General features: G+C 73.1%; 21 protein-coding genes and 1 pseudogene. 13 read left to right on the forward strand and 9 right to left on the reverse strand.

The features are described 5' to 3' along the window. The 3 genes from ACFWM7_RS08360 to ACFWM7_RS08370 all read right to left on the reverse strand — a co-directional run. The coding region (locus ACFWM7_RS08360; protein ID WP_383256627.1) for a cation transporter at positions 1 to 1,072 on the reverse strand (1,072 nt) is incomplete at its 3' end. A 101-nt stretch (positions 1,073 to 1,173) separates the two neighbouring features. Further along, positions 1,174 to 1,491: a heavy-metal-associated domain-containing protein gene (locus ACFWM7_RS08365; RefSeq protein ID WP_383256630.1), complete on the reverse strand. Its 318-nt coding sequence runs from the start codon at positions 1,489 to 1,491 to the stop codon at positions 1,174 to 1,176. Positions 1,492 to 1,589: 98 nt separating this feature from the next. Beyond that, positions 1,590 to 2,360, reverse strand: a complete 771-nt coding sequence (locus tag ACFWM7_RS08370) for a TetR family transcriptional regulator (RefSeq protein WP_383256633.1) — start codon at positions 2,358 to 2,360, stop codon at positions 1,590 to 1,592. Positions 2,361 to 2,518: 158 nt separating this feature from the next. On the opposite strand from ACFWM7_RS08370, the gene ACFWM7_RS08375 reads away from it, so the two are divergent. Together ACFWM7_RS08375 and ACFWM7_RS08380 are read left to right on the forward strand one after the other, a co-directional pair. Next, entirely contained in the window at positions 2,519 to 4,942 is a 2,424-nt protein-coding gene (locus ACFWM7_RS08375) for an MMPL family transporter (protein ID WP_383256636.1), read from the forward strand. A gap of 276 nt (positions 4,943 to 5,218) precedes the next feature. Then, positions 5,219 to 5,974: a class I SAM-dependent methyltransferase gene (locus tag ACFWM7_RS08380; RefSeq protein ID WP_383256639.1), complete on the forward strand. Its 756-nt coding sequence runs from the start codon at positions 5,219 to 5,221 to the stop codon at positions 5,972 to 5,974. 7 nt (positions 5,975 to 5,981) lie between these two features. Here ACFWM7_RS08380 and ACFWM7_RS08385 read toward each other — a convergent pair whose 3' ends face one another. Beyond that, positions 5,982 to 6,173, reverse strand: coding sequence for an AlpA family transcriptional regulator (locus tag ACFWM7_RS08385; RefSeq protein WP_010064909.1), 192 nt, complete (start codon positions 6,171 to 6,173; stop codon positions 5,982 to 5,984). 238 nt (positions 6,174 to 6,411) lie between these two features. Between ACFWM7_RS08385 and ACFWM7_RS08390 the strand changes: the two genes are divergently transcribed. Next, positions 6,412 to 6,936, forward strand: a complete 525-nt coding sequence (locus ACFWM7_RS08390; RefSeq protein WP_383256643.1) for a DinB family protein — start codon at positions 6,412 to 6,414, stop codon at positions 6,934 to 6,936. Positions 6,937 to 7,045: 109 nt separating this feature from the next. On the opposite strand, the gene ACFWM7_RS08395 is transcribed toward ACFWM7_RS08390, so the two are convergent. Further along, positions 7,046 to 7,975, reverse strand: a complete 930-nt coding sequence (locus ACFWM7_RS08395) for a sugar phosphate isomerase/epimerase family protein (RefSeq protein WP_383256647.1) — start codon at positions 7,973 to 7,975, stop codon at positions 7,046 to 7,048. Positions 7,976 to 8,134: 159 nt separating this feature from the next. Here ACFWM7_RS08395 and iolC point away from each other — a divergent pair, with 159 nt between their 5' ends. The 7 genes from iolC (at position 8,135) to ACFWM7_RS08430 (ending at position 16,700) form a co-directional block, all read left to right on the forward strand. Then, entirely contained in the window at positions 8,135 to 9,319 is a 1,185-nt protein-coding gene (gene iolC / locus ACFWM7_RS08400; RefSeq protein WP_383256651.1) for a 5-dehydro-2-deoxygluconokinase, read from the forward strand. Then, on the forward strand, positions 9,316 to 10,227 hold the full coding sequence (locus tag ACFWM7_RS08405) for a deoxyribose-phosphate aldolase (protein ID WP_383256655.1): 912 nt from the start codon (positions 9,316 to 9,318) through the stop codon (positions 10,225 to 10,227). Before iolC ends, ACFWM7_RS08405 begins: the two co-directional genes overlap by 4 nt. After that, on the forward strand, positions 10,224 to 11,165 hold the full coding sequence (iolB, locus tag ACFWM7_RS08410) for a 5-deoxy-glucuronate isomerase (RefSeq protein WP_383256658.1): 942 nt from the start codon (positions 10,224 to 10,226) through the stop codon (positions 11,163 to 11,165). The genes ACFWM7_RS08405 and iolB overlap by 4 nt, the downstream gene beginning before the upstream one ends. Beyond that, entirely contained in the window at positions 11,162 to 13,132 is a 1,971-nt protein-coding gene (gene iolD, locus ACFWM7_RS08415) for a 3D-(3,5/4)-trihydroxycyclohexane-1,2-dione acylhydrolase (decyclizing) (RefSeq protein WP_383256663.1), read from the forward strand. Before iolB ends, iolD begins: the two co-directional genes overlap by 4 nt. Positions 13,133 to 13,192: 60 nt before the next feature. Next, positions 13,193 to 14,695 (forward strand): CoA-acylating methylmalonate-semialdehyde dehydrogenase, encoded by a 1,503-nt coding sequence (locus tag ACFWM7_RS08420; RefSeq protein WP_383256666.1) that lies wholly within the window; start codon positions 13,193 to 13,195, stop codon positions 14,693 to 14,695. Positions 14,696 to 14,823: 128 nt separating this feature from the next. Next, positions 14,824 to 15,540 carry a response regulator gene (locus ACFWM7_RS08425; RefSeq protein ID WP_383256669.1) on the forward strand — a complete coding sequence of 239 codons (717 nt, stop codon included), beginning with the start codon at positions 14,824 to 14,826 and terminating at the stop codon, positions 15,538 to 15,540. 83 nt (positions 15,541 to 15,623) lie between these two features. After that, entirely contained in the window at positions 15,624 to 16,700 is a 1,077-nt protein-coding gene (locus ACFWM7_RS08430; RefSeq protein ID WP_383256672.1) for a sensor histidine kinase, read from the forward strand. An 86-nt stretch (positions 16,701 to 16,786) separates the two neighbouring features. Here the strand turns inward: ACFWM7_RS08430 and ACFWM7_RS08435 are convergent, their stop codons facing one another. Together ACFWM7_RS08435 and ACFWM7_RS08440 are read right to left on the reverse strand one after the other, a co-directional pair. After that, positions 16,787 to 17,011 carry a DUF2283 domain-containing protein gene (locus ACFWM7_RS08435; RefSeq protein ID WP_383256675.1) on the reverse strand — a complete coding sequence of 75 codons (225 nt, stop codon included), beginning with the start codon at positions 17,009 to 17,011 and terminating at the stop codon, positions 16,787 to 16,789. 35 nt (positions 17,012 to 17,046) lie between these two features. Further along, positions 17,047 to 17,991, reverse strand: coding sequence for a DUF4258 domain-containing protein (locus tag ACFWM7_RS08440; protein WP_383256677.1), 945 nt, complete (start codon positions 17,989 to 17,991; stop codon positions 17,047 to 17,049). Positions 17,992 to 18,231: 240 nt separating this feature from the next. Here ACFWM7_RS08440 and ACFWM7_RS08445 point away from each other — a divergent pair, with 240 nt between their 5' ends. Further along, positions 18,232 to 18,678 (forward strand): DUF4291 family protein, encoded by a 447-nt coding sequence (locus ACFWM7_RS08445; RefSeq protein ID WP_383256681.1) that lies wholly within the window; start codon positions 18,232 to 18,234, stop codon positions 18,676 to 18,678. A 391-nt stretch (positions 18,679 to 19,069) separates the two neighbouring features. On the opposite strand, the pseudogene ACFWM7_RS08450 reads toward ACFWM7_RS08445, so the two are convergent. Together ACFWM7_RS08450 and ACFWM7_RS08455 are read right to left on the reverse strand one after the other, a co-directional pair. After that, positions 19,070 to 19,708, reverse strand: a pseudogene (locus ACFWM7_RS08450) (phosphatase PAP2 family protein); the annotation flags it as partial. Between the two features lie 69 nt (positions 19,709 to 19,777). After that, positions 19,778 to 20,212, reverse strand: a complete 435-nt coding sequence (locus ACFWM7_RS08455) for a GNAT family N-acetyltransferase (RefSeq protein ID WP_383256684.1) — start codon at positions 20,210 to 20,212, stop codon at positions 19,778 to 19,780. Between the two features lie 133 nt (positions 20,213 to 20,345). Between ACFWM7_RS08455 and ACFWM7_RS08460 the strand changes: the two genes are divergently transcribed. Further along, on the forward strand, positions 20,346 to 23,000 hold the full coding sequence (locus ACFWM7_RS08460; protein ID WP_383256689.1) for an alpha/beta fold hydrolase: 2,655 nt from the start codon (positions 20,346 to 20,348) through the stop codon (positions 22,998 to 23,000). After that, on the forward strand, positions 22,997 to 23,917 hold the full coding sequence (locus ACFWM7_RS08465) for an ABC transporter permease (RefSeq protein ID WP_383256692.1): 921 nt from the start codon (positions 22,997 to 22,999) through the stop codon (positions 23,915 to 23,917). Before ACFWM7_RS08460 ends, ACFWM7_RS08465 begins: the two co-directional genes overlap by 4 nt. Positions 23,918 to 24,037 lie beyond the last annotated feature (120 nt).

A 24,037-nucleotide genomic window follows, 5' to 3' on the forward strand; every position in this document is an offset into this window, starting at 1 on the left:
GCACGGACTCTCCCGTCAGCATGGACGCGTCCACGGCGGAGGATCCCTCGACCACCGTCCCGTCCGTCGCGATCTTCTCCCCGGGGCGGACGACGAAGCGGTCGCCGACGGCGAGCGCGCTCGCCGGGACGCGTACCTCCCCGCCCGCCCTGAGCACGGCGACGTCCTTCGCCCCCAGGTGCATCAGCGCCCGCAGCGCCGCCCCGGACTTCCGCTTCGCCCGGGCCTCCAGGTAGCGGCCCAGCAGGATGAACGCGATGACCCCGGCCGCCACCTCCAGGTAGATCGTCGAGGTGGCGTCGGCGCGCGAGACGGTGAGGTCGAAACCGTGGCGCATACCGGGCATGCCCGCCTCGCCGAGGAACAGGGCCCACAGCGACCAGCCGAACGCGGCGAGCGTGCCGAGCGAGACCAGCGTGTCCATCGTCGCCGCCCCGTGCTTCGCGTTGGTCCAGGCGGCACGGTGGAACGGCAGACCGCCCCAGACGACGACGGGCGCGGCGAGCGTGAGGCTCAGCCACTGCCAGTAGTCGAACTGGAGCGCAGGGACCATGGCGAGCAGGACGACGGGGACGGCGAGCGCGGCGGAGACGACGAGACGCCGCCGGAGCGCGGGGAGGGAGGCATCCTGCTCCGCTTCGGCGTCCCGGGCGATGGAGTCGGGGGCGGCTTCCGATACGGGCTCCGCAGCGGATTCCGGCGCGGGCTCCAACGTGGGCTCCGGGGCGGACTCCGGCGTGGGCTCCGAGGCGGACTGCGGCGCGGGTTCCGGGGCGGCCTCCCGGGTGCCCTCAGGGGCGCGTGCGGGGGCCGGAACAGGCGGCTGGGCCACGGGGCGGGCCGTGTAGCCGGTCTTCTCGACCGTGGCGACGAGATCCCCCAGCTTCAGCCCCTCCCCGAAGGTGACGCGGGCCTTCTCGGTCGCGTAGTTCACCGTGGCGGTGACGCCGTCCATCCGGTTGAGCTTCTTCTCGACGCGGGCGGCGCACGAGGCGCAGGTCATCCCGCCGATCATGAGCTCGGCCTCGGAGGCGTCGGCGGCCGGGAAGTCGGCTGGTGCTGTGCTGGCCATGTCCGGAACTCCTGGAAAACGCAGATCGGGCCGTACCCCACCAGTATCGACTGGTGCGGCCGGCCCGACGGCGGACGGGTGGTGCGGCGGAGGGCCGGCGCTCAGGCGGCCGGGCCGAGAAGTTCGTAACCGGCCTCGTCCACGGCGGCCCGGACGGCGTCCTCGGCCAGCGGGGCCTTCGACACCACGGTGACCAGGCCGGTGGCGGCGACGGCGGCGACCGAGGTGACGCCCGCGATCCCGGAGATCTCCTCCGACACGGCCCCCTCGCAGTGGCCGCAGGTCATGCCCTTCACCTGGTAGACGGTGGTGACCGAGTCGGTCTGCTCGATCTGCACGTCGGCCGCACCGTCGTGGCAGGAGCCGGTGGGCGAGCAGCAGGAACCGGTGGACGGCGTGGTCTCTGTCTCGGCGGTCATGACGTTCTCCTCTTCGCGAACACGTTTCGGCGGTACGGGGCGGGGCGCGTGGGGCCGCAGAGGGCGCCGCGGCGCCCCGCCCTACCCATACTATACCCCTAGGGGGTATCGATGGTCTCCGGCGGTGCCGGGCGCGACGTGTCGTCGCCGACCAGGGGATCCAGATAGCGGAACATCACCGTCTTCAACTCCTGGATGCAGGCCGCGCGCTCCTCGCCCTCGTTGGCCATGATCAGGTCCAGTCCGGCCTTGAAGACCATGAAGGCCATCTCGGCGATGCGGTGGATCTGGGGGCCGGGCAGGTCCGGGAGGTAGTCGGCGAGCACCGATTCCACCCGCGTCAGCATCGTGGCGTGCAGCGTGTCGTGCGCCTCGGTGATCTGTCCGGGGATCTCCGAGCCGTGCATCAGGACGAAGAACGCCGGATTCTCGCAGTTGAAGGCGATCAGCGGGTCGAGGACGGCGTCCAGCATGCGGTCGAGCGGCAGGTCCGTGTGGCTCTGGGCGAAGGCGGCGCCGTAGGTGTCCCGCCAGCGGTCCAGCAGCCGGTCGCCGAGCTCGACGGCGATGGCCTCCTTGTTCGGGAAGAACTGGTAGAGCGTGCCCGGTGAGACCCCGGCTTCGCGGGCGATGGCGTTGGTGCTGGACGCGGTGTAGCCGCTGGTGCAGAAGACGTCGGCGGCGGCCCGGAGCAGCTGGGCGATACGGGCCTCGCCACGGGCCTGGCGGCGTCGCGGGCGGGCAGGGCCCGACGCCCCGCCGCCGGCCTCCGTGCCGCCCTCCGCGGTGGTGTTCGCGGCGGCGGGCTCGTCGACGGCTCCGTCTGCTCCGTCCGTTGCGGCGCCCTTGTTGGCTTTGGCCTCCGGCACGGTCAATCCCCAGCTCTCATGACGCGATTGACAAACGCGAGTGCTCGCTCGCATTCTAGAGAAACGCGAGCGACTACTCGTGTTTGCCACAATAAACGGCAACGACCGACCCATGCTGCCCTGCGCTGCCCGGGTCTCGGTGAAGGGGACACCGCACCATGCCCGAAGTCAACCGTTCCGCGCCGCCCCCGGTCGGCGGCTGGACCCGGTTCGTCACCGCCCGGCCACGGCTCGCGCTGCTGGCCGCGCTGGTGATCACCGCACTCGCCGTGTTCGCCGGGAGCGGGGTGGCGGACCGGATGGGCAGCGGCGGCTGGCAGGCCCCCGATGCCGAGTCGAGCTACGCGACCGAGGTGCTGGCGCGGGAGTTCCCCGCCTCCCAGCCCAACCTGCTCCTCCTGGTGGACAGCGGCTCGGTGACCGTCGACGACCCGGCGGTGGCCGCCGAGGCCGCCCGCCTCGTCGAGCGGCTGGAGGCCGAGCCGGGGATCTCGGGCGTCGGGTCGTACTGGGGGAGCGAATCGCCCGCGCTGCGCTCCGAGGACGGTCACGAGGCGATCATCGCTGCCCGGATCGGGGGCGACGAGACGACCGCCGGGGAGACCCTCGACCGGATAGCCCCGGCCTTCGCAGGGGAGCGGGGGCCGGTGACGGTCTCCCTCGGCGGGCCGGTCGCCGTGCAGCACGAGATGCAGACGATCATTCAGGAGGATCTGCTGCGGGCCGAGCTGATCGCCCTGCCGGTGACGCTCGTCCTGCTGGTCATGGTCTTCGGCAGCGCCGTCGCCGCGATGCTGCCGCTCGGCGTCGGCATCGTCGCCATCCTCGGCACCAACGCGGTACTGCGGGGCCTGACGGAGTTCACCGACGTCTCGGTCTTCGCCATGAACCTCACCACGGCGCTCGGCCTCGGACTCGCCATCGACTACGCCCTGTTCATCGTCCGCCGCTTCCGTGAGGAGCTGGCCGGCGGTGCGGACCCCCGGACGGCGGTGGGCACGACGCTGCGGACCGCCGGGCGTACGGTGCTGTTCTCCGCGCTGACCGTGGCGGTGTCCCTGTCGGCCATGCTCGTCTTCCCACAGTATTTCCTGCGGTCCTTCGCCTACGCCGGTATCGCCGTGGTCCTCCTGGCCGCCGCTGCCGCACTGATCCTGCTGCCCGCGGCGCTGGTCCTGCTCGGACACCGGATCAACTCGCTGGACCTGCGCCGACTGCTCCGCCGCCGGAGGAAGGCCACGACAGGCCCGGCAGGCGCGGCGGGCACGACGGCCGGGGCGGGCACGGCTTCCGGTGGCTCGGCGGCGGCCTCCGGCGAGGGCGCCGATGCGTCGCCGGGCCGGGGCTGGGCGCGGCTGGGTGCGCTGGTCATGCGCAGGGCGCCCGTCTTCGCCATCGTCACCACGGCCGGGCTCCTGCTGCTCGGACTGCCGTTCCTGGGCGTCAAGTTCGGCACGGCGGACGACCGTCAGCTGCCGGCCGGCGCGGAGTCCCGGATCGTCCAGGAACACATGCGCGACGGGTTCCCCGGCAGCCCCGGCGGGGGCCTGGAGGTGCTGGCCGAGGGGCAGGGTTCCCCCGCCGAGTACGCGGACCTGAAGGAGCGGATCGAGCGGCACCCGGGCGTCCAGCGGGTCGACGGCCCGGTGGCCGAGGGCCCCGTCGCCTACTACAGCGTGCTGCCCGAGGGCGAAGCGGTCGGCGAGGCGGCCCAGCAGCTCGTACGGGACCTGAGGTCCATGCCCCCCGCCTCCTCCCTCGACACCTCGGTGACGGGCACGGCGGCGGTCCTGGTCGACTCCAAGGACGCCATAGCCGACCGGCTGCCCTGGGCCCTGGCGATCATCGTGGTCGTGACCCTGCTCCTGGTCTTCCTGCTCACCGGCAGTGTGCTCATCCCGCTTCAGGCGGTCGTGCTCAACGCCCTCAGCCTGACCGCGATGTTCGGAGCGGTGGTCTGGGTCTTCCAGGACGGGAATCTCTCCGGGCTGCTCGCGTTCACCAGCACGGGCGACATCGAGACGACGCTGCCCGTCCTGATGTTCTGCGTGGCCTTCGGACTCTCCATGGACTACGGGGTCTTCCTGATATCCCGTATCAAGGAGGAGTACGACCGCACCGGCGACCACGAGCACTCCGTCACCTTCGGACTCCGCCATACCGGCGGACTGATCACCGCGGCCGCCGTCATCCTCGCCGTCGTGATGGTGGCCATCGGCACCTCACGGGTGACCAACACCAAGATGCTGGGGCTCGGCATCGCGCTGGCCGTCCTGATGGACGCCATGGTGGTGCGCAGTCTGCTGGTCCCCGCGGTGATGAAGCTGATGGGCCGCTCCACCTGGTGGGCCCCCGCGCCCCTGCGGGCCTTCCACCGCAGGTTCGGCCTCAGCGAAGGGGAAGCGGCCCCGGCCGGCGCCCCCGCTCCGGAGGCGGCGGGCGACCGGGGCGGCCCCGGGGGCGGGGAGCCCGCGGCGGAGTCCGCCCCCGAGACGTCCGCGCCCCTCGCCGAACGGCCCGAACGGCCCGAACGGCCCGAACCGGCCGAACCAGCCGAACCGGCCGAACCGGCGAGACGCTGACACCCGTTCCGGGGCGTTCGCCCTCAGGGGCTGGCCCGTCCCGGAACGCGGGGCGGGAAAGTCCTTCGGAAACAGCCCTCGGGGAGGCCGGGAATGCCCTCCAGGCGGGCCCCGGTGGGCCCGCTCGGCATCGAACGGGTGGGGCGGTGGGCCCGGTTCCCCCGCCCGGCCGGAAGGCGTCAGAGGGGCGCGGGCGGCCTCGGCAATAGGTCGTTGACCTGGGGTTTCATGCTCCGACTACCTAGAATTGCCCCATCGGAAAAGGGGGGCCCGGGGATGGACCGGCACGTACGCACAACCGACGATGTACTGGCGCTGATGGACGGGCTGTTCGCCCCGGGGGCGGACCGGTGGACGGGCGAGGGGGCGTCCTGGTGGGACGACTTCTACGCGGACCGTTCGAAGGAGGTGCCGTTCTTCGTGGACAAGCCCGACGAGAACCTCGACGCGTACCTCCGGCAGGGACTGATCGCCCCGGGCCGGGTGCTCGAACTCGGCTGCGGACCCGGCCGCAACGCGCTCCACCTGGCCTCGCTCGGCTTCGACGTCGACGCGGTCGACCTCTCCCCGGCGGCGCTGACCTGGGCCCGGGAGCGGGCCGACGAGGCGGGGGCCCACGGCGTCCGGTTCCACCACGGGGACGCGTTCGCCCTGACGGCGGAGGGGGCCGCCCTGGCAGGCCCCTACGACCTGATCTACGACTCCGGCTGCTTCCACCACCTGCCGCCCCACCGGCGGATCAGCTATCTCGCCCTCCTGGAGCGGTGCCTCGCGCCCGGCGGCCACTTCGCGCTCACCTGCTTCGCCGCCGGTGAGGGCGGGATGGGGTCGGAACTGCCGGACGCCGAGCTCTACCTGACGGGTGGTCTGCACGGCGGGCTCGCCTACACCGAAGACGAGCTGCGCCACGTCTTCTCCGGGCTGACGGAGATCGAGCTGCGCCGGATGAGCGACGAGTCACCCGAATCCCCGCGCTTCGGGGAGTCGTTCCTCTGGACGGCCCTCTTCCGCAGGGCCGCCGACCAGAGGTGACAGGGCGTCAGCGCCCCCGGTTGCGGGGGCGCGAGGCGACCCAGGCGCGGACGGTGTCTCCGTACCAGTACGGCTTCCCGTTCTTCACCTGGTCGGGCGGGGGCAGGAGGCCGTGCTTGCGATAGGAGCGGACGGTGTCCGGCTGGACCTGGATGTGCGCGGCAATGTCCTTGTAGGACCAGAGCGTTCTGTCCGTCATCGGTGACACCTTTCTGCACTTCCCGAGTCGACGATCACTCAGCCTGTGCTCGGTTGAACGACCCCGAGCGGCAGGCGGGGTGGGGCTGTCGACCGGCTGTGACAGAAAACCCGCGTAACGGAGATATGTGTGCCGAAACGGTTACTGCTGTGACAGAAAGGATGAAGTGCGGCTGGTGGTGACGGGCCGGCGGCGAGGGGCTCGGCCGCTGTCAGACCCGGGTGCCACGATGAAAGGCATGAGCACTGCCGAACGCCCGATGCCCCCGCTGGACGCCGACGAACGCGCCACCCTGGAGAGTTGGCTCGACTTCTACCGCGCCACCCTCGCCCAGAAATGCGCCGACCTGCCGGAGGAAGGGCTGCGCGAGGCGTCGGCGGCACCCTCGCCGATCACCCTGCTCGGACTGCTCCAGCATCTGGCCGAGGTCGAGCGGAACTGGTTCCGCCGGGTGCTCGCCCAGGAGGACGCCCCGCCGCTCTTCGCCCCTCCGGCCGGCGGTGGGGACGGGAGCCAGGGCCGTGAAGGAGGCTGGGAGCTCGCCGAGGGCGCCACCTATGAGCAGGCGCTCGCGCAGTGGGAGGGAGAAGTGGCGGCGGCCCGGGAGAACTGCGCGGGCCGGGCGATCGATGACACCAGCCCGTTCATGGGCGGACGGGTCACGCTGCGCTGGATCTACACCCACATGATCGGCGAGTACGCACGGCACTGCGGCCACGCCGACATCGTCCGCGAACGCGTCGACGGACGCACGGGAGTCTGACCCGGGGATTCTCTGGCCCGGGGCCCTCCTCTCCGGGGCCCTCCTCCCCGGGAACCTCCTGCCCGGGGATCTTCGGCCCGGGGATCTTCGGCCCGGGGGCCGCCCCGTCTCACCCGAGGGGCGAGCCGGGCCTTCCGCAGGAGCGGAGGAACTCCCGGGTGCGGCGCGCGATGGGCAACGGCTTGTCCGGCGGGCACGGATACATGTCCTGCTCCACGATCGCGAACAGGTCGACGTCCAGGGCGCGGGCCGCCTCCAGGACCGGTTCCAGGGCAGGAACCCCGCCGGGCGGCTCGCACATCACCCCCCGGGCCACGGCCGGGCCGAACGGCACCTCCTCCGCCACCACCGCCGCCAGGATCCCCGGGTCGACCTGCTTGAGATGGAGGTAGCCGATGCGTTCCCCGTACGTCTCGATGAGCTTGACGCTGTCGCCGCCGCAGTAGGCGTAGTGCCCGGTGTCCAGGCAGAGCGAGACGAGCTCCGGATCGGTGGCGTCGAGGAAGCGGTTGACGTTCTCCTCGGTGTCGATGTGGGTGTCGGCGTGCGGGTGGACGACGATCCGCAGCCCGAAGCGTTCCCGGACCTCCCGGCCCAGCCGCTCGGTCTGCGCGGTCAGGTCACGCCACTGCGCGGGCGTGAGTGTGCGGTCCTCCAGCACCTCGCCCGTCTTGTCGTCGCGCCAGAACGAGGGGATGACGACCAGGTGTTCGGCGCCCATGGCCCGGGTCAGCGCGGCGATGTCCGCGACATGCGCCCAGGTCCGGTCCCAGACGTCCGGGCCGTGGTGCAATCCGGTGAAAACGGTACCGGCGGAGACCGTGAGCCCCCGGTCGCGGGTCTCGTCGGCCAACCGGGCCGGGTCGGTGGGCAGATAGCCGTACGGGCCGAGCTCGATCCACTCGTACCCGGCCTCGGCCACCTCGTCGAGGAAGCGTCGCCAGGGCACCTGCTGCGGGTCGTCGGGGAACCACACGCCCCAGGAGTCGGGGGCCGAGCCGATGCGGATGCGGGCCGAGGAGCGGACGGAGGGGGTCATAACGCCCAGCCTCATGGCCCGTGCGGAAGAGTGTCAAGGGTTCGTCCGAATGTCCGGACAAAATGTTGACAGGGTTCCCGGGAGAGGGCTAGACCTGGGACCAGCCGGCCACCGGCGGGGCGAACCGGCGGGGCGAGCCGGTGGTGCGAAGGGATGGGCATGCCTGAGCCGTACGACGTGATCACCATGGGGCGGATCGGAGTGGACCTCTACCCGCTGGAGGTCGGCGTACCGCTCGCCCGGGTCGAGACGTTCGGCAAGTTCCTCGGCGGTTCCCCGGCGAACGTCGCGGTGGCGGCGGCCCGGCAGGGGCGGCGCACGGCCGTCATCACCCGCACCGGGCAGGATCCCTTCGGCGCGTACCTCCATCAGGAACTGGAGCGGTTCGGGGTGGACGACCGGTGGGTGACGCCCGTGCCGGAGTACCCGACCCCGGTCACCTTCTGCGAGATCTTCCCGCCGGACGACTTCCCGCTCTACTTCTACCGGCAGCCCAAGGCCCCCGACCTGGAGATCCACGCGCCGGACCTCGACCTGGCCGCGGTGCGCGACACCCGGATCTTCTGGATGACGGGCACCGGGCTCTGCGCCGAACCGAGCCGCTCCGCCACACTGGCCGCCCTCCGCGCCCGCAGCGAGAGCGCGGCGCGGGCCGACCGCCCGGCGGGCGCCCCGCGTACGGCGACCGTCTTCGACCTCGACTGGCGGCCCATGTTCTGGGACGGGGGCGACGACAGTGCCGAGGCGCCCGCGCGGTACCGGGAGGCGCTGGCCCATGCCACGGTCGCCGTCGGCAACGTCGACGAGTGCGCCATCGCGACCGGCGAACGCGAGCCGTACGCCGCCGCCCGGGCCCTGCTCGCGGCCGGGGTGGAGCTGGCCGTGGTCAAGCGGGGCCCGAAGGGCGTGCTCGCCGTGCACCGCGACGGCACCGCCGCCGACTGCCCGCCGCTGCCGGTGGAGGTGGTCAACGGCCTCGGCGCGGGCGACGCGTTCGGGGGTGCGCTCTGCCACGGCCTGCTCGCCGGGTGGCCGCTGGACCGCCTCGTGCGGTACGCGAACGCGGCCGGCGCGATCGTCGCCTCCCGGCTCGCCTGCTCCTCCGCGATGCCGTTTCCGGACGAGGTCGAGGCGGCCCTCGCGGCCGGCGCGGTCACGGCGGAGCTGGGTGCTCCGGCGGGCACCGGTGCGGCGACCGGCCCCGGCGCTCAGGCAACCACCGGCGTGGCGGTTGCCCCCGATGCCCCCGCGGCTCACCCGGGCGGCTCCGGCCCCGCGGCTCACCCAGCCGCTCCGGGCGGCCACGACGCCTCCGCGGGCCCTCGCACCGGGGCGGGCTCATGACGCCGCTCGCGCCCTCCCTCTCCGCCCTCGTCCGGCTGCGTGCCGAGCGTCCCGAAGCCGTTGCCGAGGCCGCCGCGCGACGGAAGCGGCGACGCCTGATCCGGCACCCCGGCGACCGGCTGATGATCATCGCGGCCGACCACCCCGCGCGCGGCGCGCTCGCCGTGGGGGACCGGCCCCTCGCCATGGCCAACCGCTTCGAGCTGCTGGAGCGGCTCTGCCTCGCCCTCTCCCGCCCCGGGGTCGACGGCGTGCTCGCATCCGCCGACGTCCTGGACGACCTCCTCCTGCTCGGAGCCCTGGAGGACAAGGTCGTGATGGGCTCGATGAACCGCGGCGGGCTGGCCGGCGCCGCGTTCGAGCTCGACGACCGGTTCACCGGCTACCGCCCCGGCGACCTGGTCCGGCACGGGTTCGACGCGGGGAAGCTGCTGCTGCGCATCGACCACGACGACCCCGGTTCGCTGGACACCCTGCACACCGCCGCCCGGACCATCGACGCGATGGCCGCGCACCGGCTGCCCGTCTTCGTCGAGCCGTTCCTCTGCCGCCGCGTCGACGGCCGCCTCCGCAACGACCTCGGCGCCGCCGCCGTCGCGACCTCCATCGCCATCGCGTCGGGCCTCGCCGGGACCTCCGCGTACACCTGGCTGAAGGTCCCCGTCACCGACGACCCCGACGCCATGGGCCGGGCGATGGAGGCGTCCACGCTGCCCGCCGTCCTGCTCGGCGGCGAGGTCGGCGACGACCAGGACGTGGCGTACGGGAAGTGGCGCGACGCGCTGCGGCTGCCCACGGTGCGGGGGCTGGTCGTGGGACGCTCGCTGCTCTACCCGGTCGACGGGGACGTGACGCTCGCCGTCGACACCGCCGTATCGCTGCTCCGCACGGGTAGGGAGGGGATATGACGACGCATCACCCCGACCAGGGACAGCACCGGGACCAGAACCAGGGCCAGGAGCCGCGCCGGTTCCATCTCCCGTCCGGCAGCGCCGCGCGCGGGGCGTACGCCGTCGACATCGATCCCGAGAGCGCCGGCTGGGACCGTTCCGCCCTGCGGGTTCTGGAGCTGGAGCCGGGCGGGGTTCATGAGTTCGTCACCGGCGGTAGTGAATGGATCGTCCTGCCGTTGGCCGGTGGCTGTACGGTGCATACGGCAGGTGAGACCTTTGAACTGCTGGGCCGGGAGAGCGTGTTCAGCGGGGTGTCCGACTTCGCCTACGTACCGCGCGACGCCCACGCACAGATCTCCTCCGGCGCAGGTGGCCGCTTCGCCCTGGCAGGAGCGAAGTGCGAGCGACGACTCCCCGCTCGCTACGGCCCCGCGCCGGAGGTACCCGTCGAGCTGCGGGGCTCCGGGACCTGCTCGCGGCAGGTGAACAACTTCGCCGCCGCCGACACCTTCGACTGCGACCGGCTGATCGCCGTCGAGGTCCTCACCCCGGGCGGCAACTGGTCCTCGTACCCGCCCCACAAGCACGACGAGCACGTCCCGGGCGAGGAGTGCGAGCTGGAGGAGATCTACTACTTCGAGGTGCAGGACGGCGGGCTCGGCTACCACCGGGTCTCCCCGTCGCGCGACGGCGGTACGGATGTCCTGGCCGAAGTCCGCAGCGGGGACGCGGTCCTGATCCCCGACGGCTGGCACGGCCCGTCCATCGCCCCGCCCGGCCGCACGCTGTACTACCTGAACGTGATGGCCGGGCCGGGGGAGGAGCGCGCCTGGCTGATCCGCGACCATCCCGACCACCGGTGGATCCGCGACACCTGGCCAGGCGAGCCGATCGACGCCAGACTCCCGCTCTACACGGCGCATCCGTCGCCCGGCCCGGAGGTAACGCCTTGAGCCCGACGAGTCCCGCGAGCCCTGAGAACCCCAAGCGCCCGGCCCCCGCCCGCCGTCTGACCACCGCTCAGGCCCTGGTCGCCTTCCTGGCCCGGCAGTACACCGAGCGTGACGGCCGCCGGCAGCGGCTGATCAGCGCCACCTGGGGCATCTTCGGCCACGGCAATGTCGCGGGCATCGGCCAGGCGCTCGTGGAGGCGGCCCACGGTGGAAACGGCACCGGCAACGGGGCCGGGCACCGCATGCCGTACCTCCAGGGCCGTAACGAACAGGCCATGGTGCACGCGGCCGTCGGGTACGCCCGCCAGTCGGGGCGGCTCTCCGCGCACGCGGTGACCACGTCCATCGGGCCCGGGGCCACCAACCTCGTCACCGGGGCCGCCCTCGCCACCATCAACCGGCTGCCCGTCCTGCTCCTGCCCGGCGACACCTTCGCGACCCGGCCCGCCGACCCCGTACTGCAACAGCTCGAAGTGCCGTACGCCGGTGACCTGTCCGTCAACGACTGTCTGCGCCCCGTCTCGCGCTACTTCGACCGGATCACCCGGCCGGAGGCGCTGATTCCGGCCGCCCTCCAGGCGATGCGGGTCCTCGCCGACCCGGCCGAGACCGGAGCCGTCACGCTCGCGCTGCCGCAGGACGTGCAGGCGGAGGCGTACGACTGGCCGGAGGAGTTCTTCGCCGAGCGCGACTGGCACATCCGCAGGCCCGCGCCCGACACGTACGAGCTGGAGACGGCGGTACGGGCGATCCGCTCCGCCCGCCGCCCGCTGATCGTCGCGGGCGGCGGGGTCCGGCACAGCGCCGCCGAGGAGACCCTCGCCGCGTTCAGCGCCGCCACCCGCATCCCGGTCGCCTCCACCCAGGCGGGCAAGGGAGCCCTGCGCCACGACCACCCGGCCGACGTCGGCGGCATCGGCCACACCGGCACCGCCACCGCCGACGAGCTGGCCCGCACCGCCGACCTGGTCATCGGCGTCGGCACCCGCTTCTCCGACTTCACCACCGCCTCCGGCACCCTCTTCGCCGACCCGGCCGTCCGCTTCCTCCACCTCAACATCACCGCCTTCGACGCCCACAAGCTGGCAGCCCTCCCCCTGGTCGCCGACGCCCGCGCGGGGCTGGAGGCGCTCACGGCGGCGCTCGCCGGACGCGGCTACCGGGTCGATCCGGCGTACGAGACGGAGTACACCGGCGCGAAGGAGGCGTGGGAGGAACAGGTCGAGGCATCCTTCGCCACCCCCGACCCCACCGCACGCCCCACCCAGACCCAGATCCTCGGCCTCCTGGACGCCCTGGTCACCGAGGACGACATCCTCATCAACGCCGCGGGCTCCCTCCCCGGTGACCTGCACAAACTCTGGCGGACCCGCTCCCGCGACCAGTACCACGTCGAGTACGGCTACTCCTGCATGGGCTACGAGATCCCGGCCGCGATCGGCGTCCTCCTCGCCACCGCGACCCACGAGCGGCCCCGCCCCGTCTGGGCCCTCGTCGGCGACGGCACGTACCTCATGAACCCCACCGAGATCGTCACCGCCGTCCAGGAGAACCTGCCGCTGAAGCTGCTGATCCTCCAGAACCACGGGTACGCCTCCATCGGCGGCCTCTCCGAGTCGGTCGGCGCCGAGGGCTTCGGCACCGCCTACCGCCACCGCGACGCCGACGGCGGCTTCACCGGCCCGCCGCTCCCCGTCGACCTGGCCGCCAACGCGGCCTCCCTCGGCATGCGGGTCCTGCGCGCCTCCACCGTCGACGACCTGCGCAAAGCCCTCTCCGAGGCCCGCGACGCCGACGGTCCCACTTGTGTCTACGTCGAGACCGAAACGCCCGACACAGTGTCGGGCCCCCCTCCGGCACAGGCGTGGTGGGATGTTCCGGTAGCCGAAACCGCGAGCCGACCGGCGGCGGTGAAGGCCCGGGAGGAGTACGACCGGCAGGTCGCCGCCCGACGCCGCCACCTGTGAAGCCCTGCCTGAACGCCTGAACCGGCCCCCACGCCTGCCCGAAGTCTGAAGGAGTACGTCATGACGAAGACCGTCAACCACTGGATCGGCGGCAAGACAGTGGAGGGCACGTCGGGCCAGTACGGTCCCGTCACCGACCCGGCCACCGGCGCGGTCACCACGCAGGTGGCGCTCGCCTCCACGGAGGAGGTCGACGCGGCCGTGGCGGCGGCCAAGGCCGCGTACGCGACGTGGGGCACCTCCTCGCTCGCCCAGCGCACCACGGTCCTCTTCCGCTACCGGGCGCTGCTGGACGCCCACCGCGACGACATCGCCGCGCTGATCACCGCCGAGCACGGCAAGGTGCACTCGGACGCGCTCGGCGAGGTCGCCCGGGGTCTGGAGATCGTCGAGCTGGCGTGCGGGATCACCACCCAGCTCAAGGGCGAGCTGTCCACCCAGGTCTCCAACCGGGTCGACGTCTCGTCCATCCGCCAGTCGCTCGGCGTGGTCGCGGGCATCACACCGTTCAACTTCCCGGCCATGGTGCCGATGTGGATGTTCCCGCTGGCCATCGCCTGCGGCAACACGTTCGTGCTGAAGCCGAGCGAGAAGGACCCCTCGGCCGCCAACCTGCTGGCCGAGCTGGCCTCGGAGGCGGGCCTTCCGGACGGCGTCCTCAACGTCCTGCACGGTGACAAGGTCGCGGTCGACGGCCTGCTCAACCACCCCGACGTGGCCGCCGTCTCCTTCGTCGGCTCCACCCCCATCGCCCGCTACATCCACGCCACCGCCTCCGCCAACGGCAAGCGTGTCCAGGCGCTCGGCGGCGCGAAGAACCACATGCTCGTCCTCCCGGACGCCGACCTGGACGCGGCCGCCGACGCGGCGGTCTCGGCGGCGTACGGCTCGGCGGGCGAGCGCTGCATGGCGATCTCCGCCGTCGTCGCGGTCGGCGCGATCGGCGACGAGCTGGTGGCCAAGATCCGCGAGCGCGCCGAGAAGATCACGATCGGCCCCGGCAACGACCCCGCCTCCGAGATGGGCCCTCTGATCACCGCCGCCCACCGCGACAAGGTCGCCTCCTACGTCACGGGCGCGGCCGCCCAGGGCGCGGAGGTCGTCCTCGACGGCACGGGCCACACGGTGGAGGGCTTCGAGGACGGCCACTGGATCGGCCTGTCCCTCCTGGACAAGGTCTCCACCGACTCCGACGCGTACAAGGACGAGATCTTCGGCCCGGTGCTGTGCGTGCTCCGCGTGGAGACGTACGAGGACGGCGTCGCCCTCATGAACGCCTCGCCGTTCGGCAACGGCACCGCGATCTTCACCCGCGACGGCGGCGCGGCCCGCCGCTTCCAGCTGGAGGTCGAGGCCGGCATGGTCGGCGTCAACGTCCCGATCCCGGTCCCGGTGGGCTACCACTCCTTCGGCGGCTGGAAGGACTCGCTCTTCGGCGACCACCACATCTACGGCAACGACGGCGTGCACTTCTACACCCGCGGCAAGGTCGTCACCACCCGCTGGCCCGACCCGGCCGACGCCCCGGCCGGCGTCGACCTGGGCTTCCCGCGCAACCACTGACCGCCCTGACGTCCTGACACGCTGACGCTAGCCTCCGCCCGCCCGTGGCCACGACGCCACGGGCGGGCGATTTGGTGATTGTCGTACCCTTCGTGGACTTGTGGTGTGCGGGGCGAGGGGGAGACACCGTGATTCGGGTTGTCGTCGTGGACGACGAGCCGCTGGTCCGTTCGGGCCTGCGGGCGATCCTCGGGTCGGCGGCGGACATCGATGTGGTGGCCGACTGCGGCGGCGGGGACGCGGCGGGGGCGGTCGCCCGCCACCGGCCGGACGTGCTGCTGCTGGACATCCGGATGCCCGACGTGGACGGCCTGACCGTGCTGGCGCAGGTCGCCGCCATGACACCGGCCCCGGCGGTCGCGATGCTGACGACGTTCGACGCGGGGGAGTACGTGGAGACGGCCCTGCGCGCCGGGGCGGCGGGCTTCCTGATGAAGAACTCCTCGCCCGAGCAACTGATCCACGCCGTACGGGTGCTGGCCGGCGGCGGCCGGATCCTCGCCGCCGAGGCCACGGCCCCGGTCATCGGCGCGTACCTCGCCTCCGCCGCCACGCGTGACGCGGCCCGCCGGGTGGAGGCCCTGACCGAACGGGAACGCCAAGTGCTCGCCCTGGTCAGCCGCGGCCTCTCCAACCGCGACATCGCCGGGCGGCTGCATCTGGCACACGGCACGGTGAAGGACCACGTCAGCTCGGTGCTCGCGAAGCTGGGCGGAGTCAACCGCGTCCAGGCCGCCGTCGTCGCCGACCGCGCGGGAATGACCGACCCGCCGCCGGTACGCGGGGACGACCGGCCCGCCGGTACGGGGGCGATGAACGCCGACGTACGGGAACGGGGCCTGTGAGCACCGAGGCACCGGCGCGGCAGCGGCCGAGCGGGCGACCGCCGAAGCCGCGCCCGGCCCCCGGTGCCCGGCCCCTGCGACGGGTGAGGTCGGCCGCACTCCCCGTGGGCGTGGCCGCCCTCGACGGGCTGGTCGTCAACGCCGTCCACGCGGGCCCGGTCCTGTGGGGCGCCCTCGCCGCCGCCGGGGCGCTCGTCCTGCGGCGGCGGCAGCCCGAACTGGCGCTGGCCGCAGGCATCCCCGGGCTCTACCTCGGCCATCTGGCGTTCGCGCCGCTGATCGCCCTGTACTTCCTCGCCGTCCACCGCCGCAGCGCCGTCCCCGGAGCCGTGGGCGCGGTGCTGGTCGCGCTGGCGCAGTTCCTCCCCCTCCCGCTCGGGGACATCACGCTGCTCCGGCTCGACCACGACATCGTGCTGCAGGCGCTCGACTCCTGCGCGCTGGGCGTCGGCGCCTTCGTGCTGGGCCGGTCGTCCCGGCAGCGGCGGGAGAGGCTGCGCGAGATCACGGAGGGCCGGGAGCGGGAACACCGCCTGCTGGCGCAGCACACGCTGGCCACCGAACGGGCCCGGCTGGCCCGGGAGATGCACGATGTGGTCGCCCACAAGGTCAGCCTCATCAGCCTCCAGGCGGGGGCGCTCCAGGTGACGGAGCCCGGCGCGGCGGCCGTCCGGGAGACCGCGGGAGTGATCCGAGAACTGTCGGTGGACACCCTCACCGAACTCCAGCACCTGGTGGGCGTGTTGCGCGCGGACGGCGGGAACACCGGCGGCCTGGTCCCGCAGCCGCGCCTCGCCGACCTGGGCGGACTGATCGAGGAGAGCGCCCTGCCGGTCGAGCTGAGGCTGGGCGACCTCGACGGCCCGCTTCCCGAGGCGGTGGAGCGTGCCGCGTACCGGACGGTGCAGGAAGCCCTCACCAACGTACGCAAGCACGCCCCCGGGGCCAGGGCCGAGGTGCGGGTGGGGCCGGCCGGCGGGCGGCTGCACGTGGAGGTGCGCAACACCGCCGCCGGCCGGAGCGCCGTCCCGCCGGGGCTGCCCGCCGGCGGGAACGGCCTGGTCGGCCTGCGGGAACGGGCACAGCTCCTCGGCGGCTCGTTCACCTCCGGACCGCTGCCCGGCGGCGGATTCCTCGTCCGCGCCGAGTTCCCGGTCTGACCGGCCCCCGCGTCGTACGTACGGTCGTGACTGGACCGGCCTCCTTCGTACGTACGGCCGTGACTAACCGTCCGTACGGGGCATGACTAGCCGTCCGTGCGCGAGGCCTGCCGGAGCAGCTCCTCCGGCAGCCCGGCCCGGGCTCCGACGACCTCGATGCCGAGCAGACGCCCCGCCTCGTCGAAGTCGAGGTTCAGGTCCGCGCCGCCGGGGGAGTCGAGGGTGAACTGCCGGACGGCCGTGCCGTCGGCGATGTGCGCCACAAGCGAGACGTACGCGACGTCGTTCTCGTGGTCGTACTCGATGTGCATGGGTTCCCTTCCGTTCCGCTCCACGAGGGAGGGGGTCAGTTGCGGCCGACGGACACGACGTTGCCGGCTTTGTTGACCACGACCCAGATCTTCCCGCTGACGTACTTCCAGGTGCCGGCCGACTTGCCCTTGGTCTTCTTGCCGTTCTTCACCGTACGCGCGACCATCTCCTGGCTGATGCCCCGCTGGGCCATCCGCTGCGCGGCGTGCTTGGAGATGCTCTTGACGCCGGTGGAGAGCAGCAGGCGCCCGGCGACGATGGCGAGCGGGATGAACCACGCCGGGTCGGCGACCACGGGGTACGCGGTGTTCGGCCCGGGGCGCACGGTCTGGACGAGCGCGCCGCCCTCGACGCGGTAATCGGTGGGCACGGCCTCGCCGGCGGCGTCCTTCGCCCACGGCGCGTCGAAGGTGCCGAGGTAGGTGTCCCCCTGGCTGACCAGGACGCTGCCGTCCTCCAGGTGCTCGGTCACCGCGTCGGGGGGCAGGTCGAGCGGGAACCGGTACTCGGTCGGCGCCTGGGCGTCCCGCAGGGTGACCAGGGCCCGCACGCCGTCCCGGTTCGGCTGCACCGCGAGGTCGAAGCCCTCCTCGGCGTCGGCGTACACGACGGTCCCGCCGGTGCTGCGCGCGGCCGAGGAGTGCGCGCCGCCGGGCAGGCCGAACCGTACGGTGTCCTCGCCGTAGGTGGACTCCACCGAGCCGTCGGCGGTGGCGGGAGCGGTGATCCGCGCGGTGTGCGCGTCGGCGGGGACCTCGAAGCGGGTGGCGCCGCCGTCGAGCGCGGTTCCGGGGACGAGGTCCGCGGTCCCGGTGACGCGCTCCACCGCTTCGGCGGCCTGCACGACCCGGGCGGTGGAGACGCTGTCGGCCTGGGCGGCCGTCGCGGTGAGGAGGACGGCACCGGCGGTGCAGCCGGCCACGAGTATCCGGGCGATGCCGCGGTGGCGTCGGAGGGAACGATCGGTGGTGCGAGACATGTGTGTCCTTGCTGCCGGCCCGGGGACGGGCCCGTGGTGAACATCGACGCAGAGAAGCCTGGCAGCGGCCCCCGGCCCGGGGAATCCGCCCGGCGGCGGTGGACGACCCCCGCCGGTCGGCGGGGGCGAACCGGTAGGAAGGGGGCGGGCGTAGGACGTGGGAAGAGTCGGCGGGACCGCGGACGGACCGCCGCGGAGAACGAGATGCCCGGCCCCGGACCCGTACCGCATCCAGGGCCCGTGAACACCCCGCCCCTCCCGCCCCGTTACGAGATCCGCGCGCTCCACACCGCCACCACCGTCACCGTCTACCAGGCGTACCGCCCCGCCATCGGGCTGCCCGCCGCGCGCGACGGGCGGTTCCCCGCCGAGTGGAAGCGGGACCGGATGACGTGGATCAAGCCCAGCTTCCTGTGGATGATGTACCGGGATCCCGAACGCGACCTGGACCTGAACCCGCTGCCGTACCGCTCGCTGCAACTGGGGCTGAGCGGCGAGGCGTCCCGGCGGTACGCGGACGAGTGGACCGTCTCCGTACGCGATGTCACCCCGCTCGCCCGCGAGGTGCACGCGGCGGTCCGGGCGGGGGAGCGGGAGCGGGCGGCCGCCCTGCTGCCCGTGGAGACGCCGCTCGACCTCGCCGCGTCCCGGCCGGTGCCGGACGCCCTGCCGGAGCCGGCCAGGTGACTTTCGGCAGTGCCGGGAGGCGTTGGGTGTCCGTAACCTCGCCTTCGTGAACAGCTTCTCCCTCGTGAACAGGGTTTCCGGTGGCTCCGGCAGGAGGCCCACCGAAGGCCGGGGATCCGGCCTTCGGTGGGTGGCCCCCGGCGGTCTGCTGGTGCCCGCCATCGCGGCGTTCGGCGCGCTGAGCCTGGTGGGGTGGTGGTGGGGCCTGCCCACCGCGCTCGCCGCGTTCGCCGCCGGGCGGGGGCCCGTCAGCTCCGTCCTGGCCCGCCTCGGCGTCGACAACCGGGCCGCGGCCGCCGTCGTCGCGCACGAGGCCGGCCTCCTGCCCCCACCACCGCCCGAGCAGCGCTGAGACGAGCAGACCGGCGGGGCGGCCCAGCACCAGGAGCACCGCGGTGACGACCGCCCCGCCGAGCAGGGCGCCGGCGACCACGTCGTGCGGGTAGTGGACCCCCACCAGGACCCGCAGCAGCGCCGCCGCCACCGCCACCGGCAGGGTCACCGCGGCCAGCCGCGGCCGCCGGACGGCCAGCCCGACCGCGAGGGCGGCGGCCAGCGTGGCGTGGTTGCTCGGGAACGACCAGTCGCCCGGCTCGGGGCACGCGGCGAGCGCGGTCGCGCCGTCCACCGCCCGGCACGGCCGCTCCTCGTCGACGACCAGCTTCAACGCCTCGCTGACGGCGTACGCCACCACCGTCCCGACGCCGATCAGCACGGCCCCCGCCACCGCGCCCGGATCCCTTCGGCGCAGGGCCGCCCAGCAGACGCCGAGCAGCAGCAGCCCGAGGACGATCAGCGTGGCCTCCGAGGACAGCTCCAGGAGGTGCCCCACCCACTCCGGGGCGTCGCCGACCGCCTCCGTCAGCGCGCGGTAGGCGGAGACGGACGCCCCGTCCGTGACCTCGGTCGGACCGGGTTGCCCCAGGCCGCCGGGCGACAGCACCCCGGTGCCGGCCGCCGCCGTCGCCAGCAGCGTGGCCGACCCGAACAGCCGGAGGGGCCAGTGGTGTTGATGTGTGTGCTTTGCCATGCGGCGAACGTATGAAGGCGACGCGGTCCGGCGCGGGGGCCGAACGGCAGGAGCGACCCCCGACGAACGTCAGGGTTGACTCCCGTCCGTGTCGTCCCCGAACTCCCACGCCAGCATCGCGAACCGCCCGTCGGCCCTCGCCCCCGCCGCCTCGTACGTCGCGAGCGCCGCCTCGTTGTCCGGCTCCACGCCGACCCACACGTCGTAGCACCCGCGCTCCAGGGCGAGGTCCACCAGCGCCCGCGTCAGGGCCTTGCCGATGCCCCGGCGGCGGAACGGTTCGTCGACGCCGAGTTCGTACAGGCACATCTCCGTGCCCTTGTCCGGGTGCAGCATCTCGATGCCCGAGACGAAGCCCGCCGGGACGCCGTCCACGTACGCGATCAGCATCACGTGGCCGTCCGCGGCGAGGAAGCGGGCCGCCCACTCCGCGCGGGGCTGGGCGTCGAAGAGACGGCCGGCGGCCAGGAGCTCCCCGACGGTCGAAGCGGGGCGAATGTCCACAAGGGCCTCCCGAGGGCAGGAACTCCGTACCGCGTCCGGAGTACGGGCGAGGCGCACCGTACCTCTCAGGGAGGCCGCGTACCTCACCCTGGCGGCATTCAACCGGCTTGCGTCCTCCGTTTAGGGTCGAGGGATGGAGACCCCTACTGCTCGATGGCGGCGCCTGCTGCCCCGTACCCCTGGCCGGTGGGCCGCGGTCGGCGCCGCGCTCGCCGTGCTCGTGGGCGGCGGCACCTGGTCCGCCGTCGCCGACGACGGCTCGCCCGCCGTGCAGCGCGAGGACCGGACGCTGCGCATGGACGGGGTGCCGATCGACACCTCGTTCTTCCACGCCAAGGGTTCCGGTAAGCGGCCCGCCGTGCTCATCGGGCACGGCTTCGGCGGCAGCAAGAACGACGTCCGGGCGCAGGCCGAGAAGCTGGCCGCCGATGGGTACGCCGTGCTGACCTGGTCGGCGCGCGGCTTCGGCGAGTCCGGCGGGGAGATCTCCCTCAACGCCCCGGACCACGAGGTCAAGGACGTCTCCCGGCTCATCGACTGGCTGGCCGAGCGGCCCGAGGTGGAGCTGGACGGCAAGGGCGACCCCCGGGTCGGTCTCACCGGGGCCTCCTACGGCGGGGCCGTCTCCCTGCTCGCCGCCGGGCACGACGAGCGCGTCGACGCCGTCGCGCCCCTGATCACCTACTGGAACCTCGCCGACGCCCTCTTCCCCGATGGCGTCTTCAAGAAGCTCTGGGCCGGGATCTTCATCACCACCGGCGGCGGCTGCGAGCGGTTCGAGAAGCAGCTCTGCGAGATGTACGAGCGCGTCGCCGTCAGCGGCAAGCCCGACGCCGAGGCCGTCAAGCTGCTCACCGAGCGCTCGCCGTCCGCCGTCGCCGACCGCATCAAGGTGCCCTCGCTGCTCCTCCAGGGGCAGTCCGACTCCCTCTTCCCGCTCGGCCAGGCCGACGCCATGCAGAAGGCCATCAGCGCCAACGGCGCACCCGTCTCCGTCGACTGGATCGCGGGCGGGCACGACGGCGGCGACAGCGAGACCGGACGCGTCGAAGGGCGGGTCGGGGACTGGTTCGACCGGTACCTCAAGGAGGACACCGGCACCGGCACCGGGCCCGCCTTCCGCGTCAGCCGTACCGGAGGCGTCGACTCCACCGACGGGGCCGCCCTCCTGCGCGGCGCGAGCAGCGACACCTACCCGGGGTTGCGCAGCGGCGGCCGGGACATCGCGCTCGGCGGCGGGACCAAGACCTTCCGCAACCCGGCCGGGGCCGCCCCGCCCGCCATCTCCGCCGTGCCCGGCGTCGGCGGCGGACTCGCCCAGCTCTCCTCCCTCGGCGTCGGGCTCTCGCTCGACTTCCCGGGACAGTTCGGCCGGTTCGAGTCGGCCCCGCTGGACAGCTCCGTACGCGTCACCGGCACGCCCACCGCGAAGGTGACGGTGAAGGCGAACGGCGACCGTGACGCGGTGCTCTTCGGCAAGGTGTACGACGTGTCGCCGGACGGCAGGCAGCAGGTGCTGCCCCACCAGCTCGTCGCCCCCTACCGGATCACCCCCGACCAGCAGGGCAAGCCGATCGAGCTGGCCCTGCCCGCCGTGGACCACGAGTTCGACGCCGGGCACCGGATGCGGCTCGTCTTCTCCGCGACCGACCTCGGCTACGCGTCCCCCGCCGAGCCCGCCACGTACAGCGTCACCGCAGACGGACCGCTGACCGTCCCCACCGCGCCCGCCGTGACGACCGCCGCGGCCGCTCTCCCGTGGTGGACCTGGGGCCTCCCGGCCGCCGCCCTCGTCATCGCGGCCGCGCTCCTGATCACCGCCCGGCGGCGGACCGCGACGCCCGCCCCGGACCCCGCTCTCGCCGACGTACCGCTCCAGATCACCGGGCTCTCGAAGAAGTACGCGAAGTCCGTCGACCGGTACGCCGTGCGCGAGCTGTCCTTCCGCGTCGAGAAGGGCCAGGTGCTCGGGCTCCTCGGACCGAACGGCGCGGGCAAGACGACCACGTTGCGCATGCTCATGGGGCTCATCACCCCGGACGAGGGCGAGATCCGCGTCTTCGGGCAGGCCATCCGGCCGGGAGCCCCGGTGCTGTCCCGGGTCGGGGCGTTCGTCGAGGGTGCGGGCTTCCTGCCCCACCTCTCCGGGCGCGCCAACCTCGACCTGTACTGGCAGGCCACCGGACGCCCCGCCGAGGACGCGCACATCGACGAGGCCCTGGAGATCGCGGGCCTCGGGGACGCGCTCGCCCGTGCGGTACGGACGTACTCCCAGGGCATGCGGCAGCGGCTCGCCATCGCCCAGGCCATGCTCGGTATGCCGGACCTGCTGATCCTCGACGAGCCGACCAACGGGCTCGACCCGCCGCAGATCCGCGAGATGCGGGACGTGATGATCCGGTACGCGGCCGGGGGCCGGACCGTCATCGTCTCCAGCCACCTCCTCTCCGAGGTCGAGCAGTCCTGCACCCACCTGGTCGTCATGGACCGGGGCCGGCTCGTGCAGGCCGGTCCGGTCGCCGAGATCACCGGTTCCGGCGACATGATCCTGGTGACCACGGCCGATGAGGTGTCCGAGCCGCTCGCGGAGAAGGTCGCCGCCCTGCCCGGCATCGGCTCCGCCGTCCCCACCGACGACGGGCACGGGCTCCTCGTCCGCCTGGACGGGGCCACCACCTCGCGGCTCGTCGCCGACCTGGTCCGGCTCGACGTCCCGGTCACCGGCGTCGGCCCGCACCGCCGCCTGGAGGACGCCTTCCTCACCCTGATCTCCCAAGGAGCAGCATGAGCGCCCCCGTCCAGCCCCCCGAGGCCCGGGTGGAGACCGACCACCCGGAGGCCGCGGGCTACCGCGCCGGGCGCACGCTGCCCCTGCGCGTCGAGGCCATGCGGCAGTTGCGCCGCCGCCGCACCCTGCTCATGGGCGGGGTCCTCGCCGCCCTCCCCTTCATCCTGATCATCGCCTTCGCCATCGGCGGCACGCCGGACGGCGAGGACGGCGGCGGGGGAGGCGGCCCTGGCGGGGGCGGCGGCCGGATCAACCTGATGGACGTGGCGACCGAGTCCGCCGCGAACTTCGCCGCCACCTCGCTGTTCGTCTCGGCCGGATTCCTGCTCGTGGTGCCGGTGGCCCTGTTCTGCGGGGACACCGTCGCCTCCGAGGCGAGCTGGTCCTCCCTGCGCTATCTGCTCGCCGCGCCCGTGCCGCGCGTACGGCTGCTGTGGTCCAAGCTCGTCGTCGCGCTCGGCTTCAGCCTCGCCGCGATGGTGCTGCTGCCGGTCGTCGCGCTGGCGGCGGGGACGGCGGTCTACGGGTGGGGGCCGCTGAAACTGCCCACCGGGGGAGCGCTGGCCGCCGGGGACACGGTGCCGCGCCTCGCGATCGTCGTGGCGTTCATCTTCGTCTCCCAACTGGTCACCGCCGGGCTGGCGTTCTGGTTGTCCACGAAGACGGACGCCCCGCTCGGCGCGGTCGGTGGGGCGGTCGGCCTCACCATCGTCGGCAACGTCCTCGACGCGGTCACCGCGCTCGGCTCCTGGCGCGATTTCCTGCCCGCGCACTGGCAGTTCGCCTGGGCCGACGCGCTCCAGCCGCAGTTGGAGTGGGGCGGCATGATCAAGGGCACGGCCGTATCAGTGACCTATGCCCTGCTCCTGTTCGCGCTGGCCTTCCGCGGGTTCAGTCGTAAGGACATCGTGTCCTGAACCTGATGTTCCGCCGGTTTCCTGCCCGCTGTTGCCGCATCGAGATGGTTCCGCAACGCTTTCGTCGACTCCGGTCGGCGGCCCCGTACGTCACATTCACAGATGTCGAGGACACCGTGA

Source organism: Streptomyces sp. NPDC058375, from assembly GCF_042723425.1.
In the GTDB taxonomy this organism is placed as follows: Bacteria; Actinomycetota; Actinomycetes; order Streptomycetales; family Streptomycetaceae; genus Streptomyces; species Streptomyces durocortorensis.

Excerpts from the sequence above, each read along its gene's own strand:
- ACFWM7_RS08390 (WP_383256643.1), top strand. The coding sequence starts at position 6,412 with ATGAGCACTGCCGAACGCCCGATGCCCCCGCTGGACGCCGACGAACGC.
- ACFWM7_RS08460 (WP_383256689.1), top strand. The coding sequence starts at position 20,346 with ATGGAGACCCCTACTGCTCGATGGCGGCGCCTGCTGCCCCGTACCCCT.
- ACFWM7_RS08465 (WP_383256692.1), top strand. The coding sequence starts at position 22,997 with ATGAGCGCCCCCGTCCAGCCCCCCGAGGCCCGGGTGGAGACCGACCAC.
- ACFWM7_RS08420 (WP_383256666.1), top strand. The coding sequence starts at position 13,193 with ATGACGAAGACCGTCAACCACTGGATCGGCGGCAAGACAGTGGAGGGC.
- ACFWM7_RS08440 (WP_383256677.1), bottom strand. The coding sequence starts at position 17,991 with ATGTCTCGCACCACCGATCGTTCCCTCCGACGCCACCGCGGCATCGCC.
- ACFWM7_RS08405 (WP_383256655.1), top strand. The coding sequence starts at position 9,316 with ATGACGCCGCTCGCGCCCTCCCTCTCCGCCCTCGTCCGGCTGCGTGCC.
- ACFWM7_RS08435 (WP_383256675.1), bottom strand. The coding sequence starts at position 17,011 with ATGCACATCGAGTACGACCACGAGAACGACGTCGCGTACGTCTCGCTT.
- iolB (WP_383256658.1), top strand. The coding sequence starts at position 10,224 with ATGACGACGCATCACCCCGACCAGGGACAGCACCGGGACCAGAACCAG.
- ACFWM7_RS08380 (WP_383256639.1), top strand. The coding sequence starts at position 5,219 with ATGGACCGGCACGTACGCACAACCGACGATGTACTGGCGCTGATGGAC.
- ACFWM7_RS08375 (WP_383256636.1), top strand. The coding sequence starts at position 2,519 with ATGCCCGAAGTCAACCGTTCCGCGCCGCCCCCGGTCGGCGGCTGGACC.
- ACFWM7_RS08365 (WP_383256630.1), bottom strand. The coding sequence starts at position 1,491 with ATGACCGCCGAGACAGAGACCACGCCGTCCACCGGTTCCTGCTGCTCG.
- ACFWM7_RS08385 (WP_010064909.1), bottom strand. The coding sequence starts at position 6,173 with ATGACGGACAGAACGCTCTGGTCCTACAAGGACATTGCCGCGCACATC.
- ACFWM7_RS08395 (WP_383256647.1), bottom strand. The coding sequence starts at position 7,975 with ATGACCCCCTCCGTCCGCTCCTCGGCCCGCATCCGCATCGGCTCGGCC.
- iolC (WP_383256651.1), top strand. The coding sequence starts at position 8,135 with ATGCCTGAGCCGTACGACGTGATCACCATGGGGCGGATCGGAGTGGAC.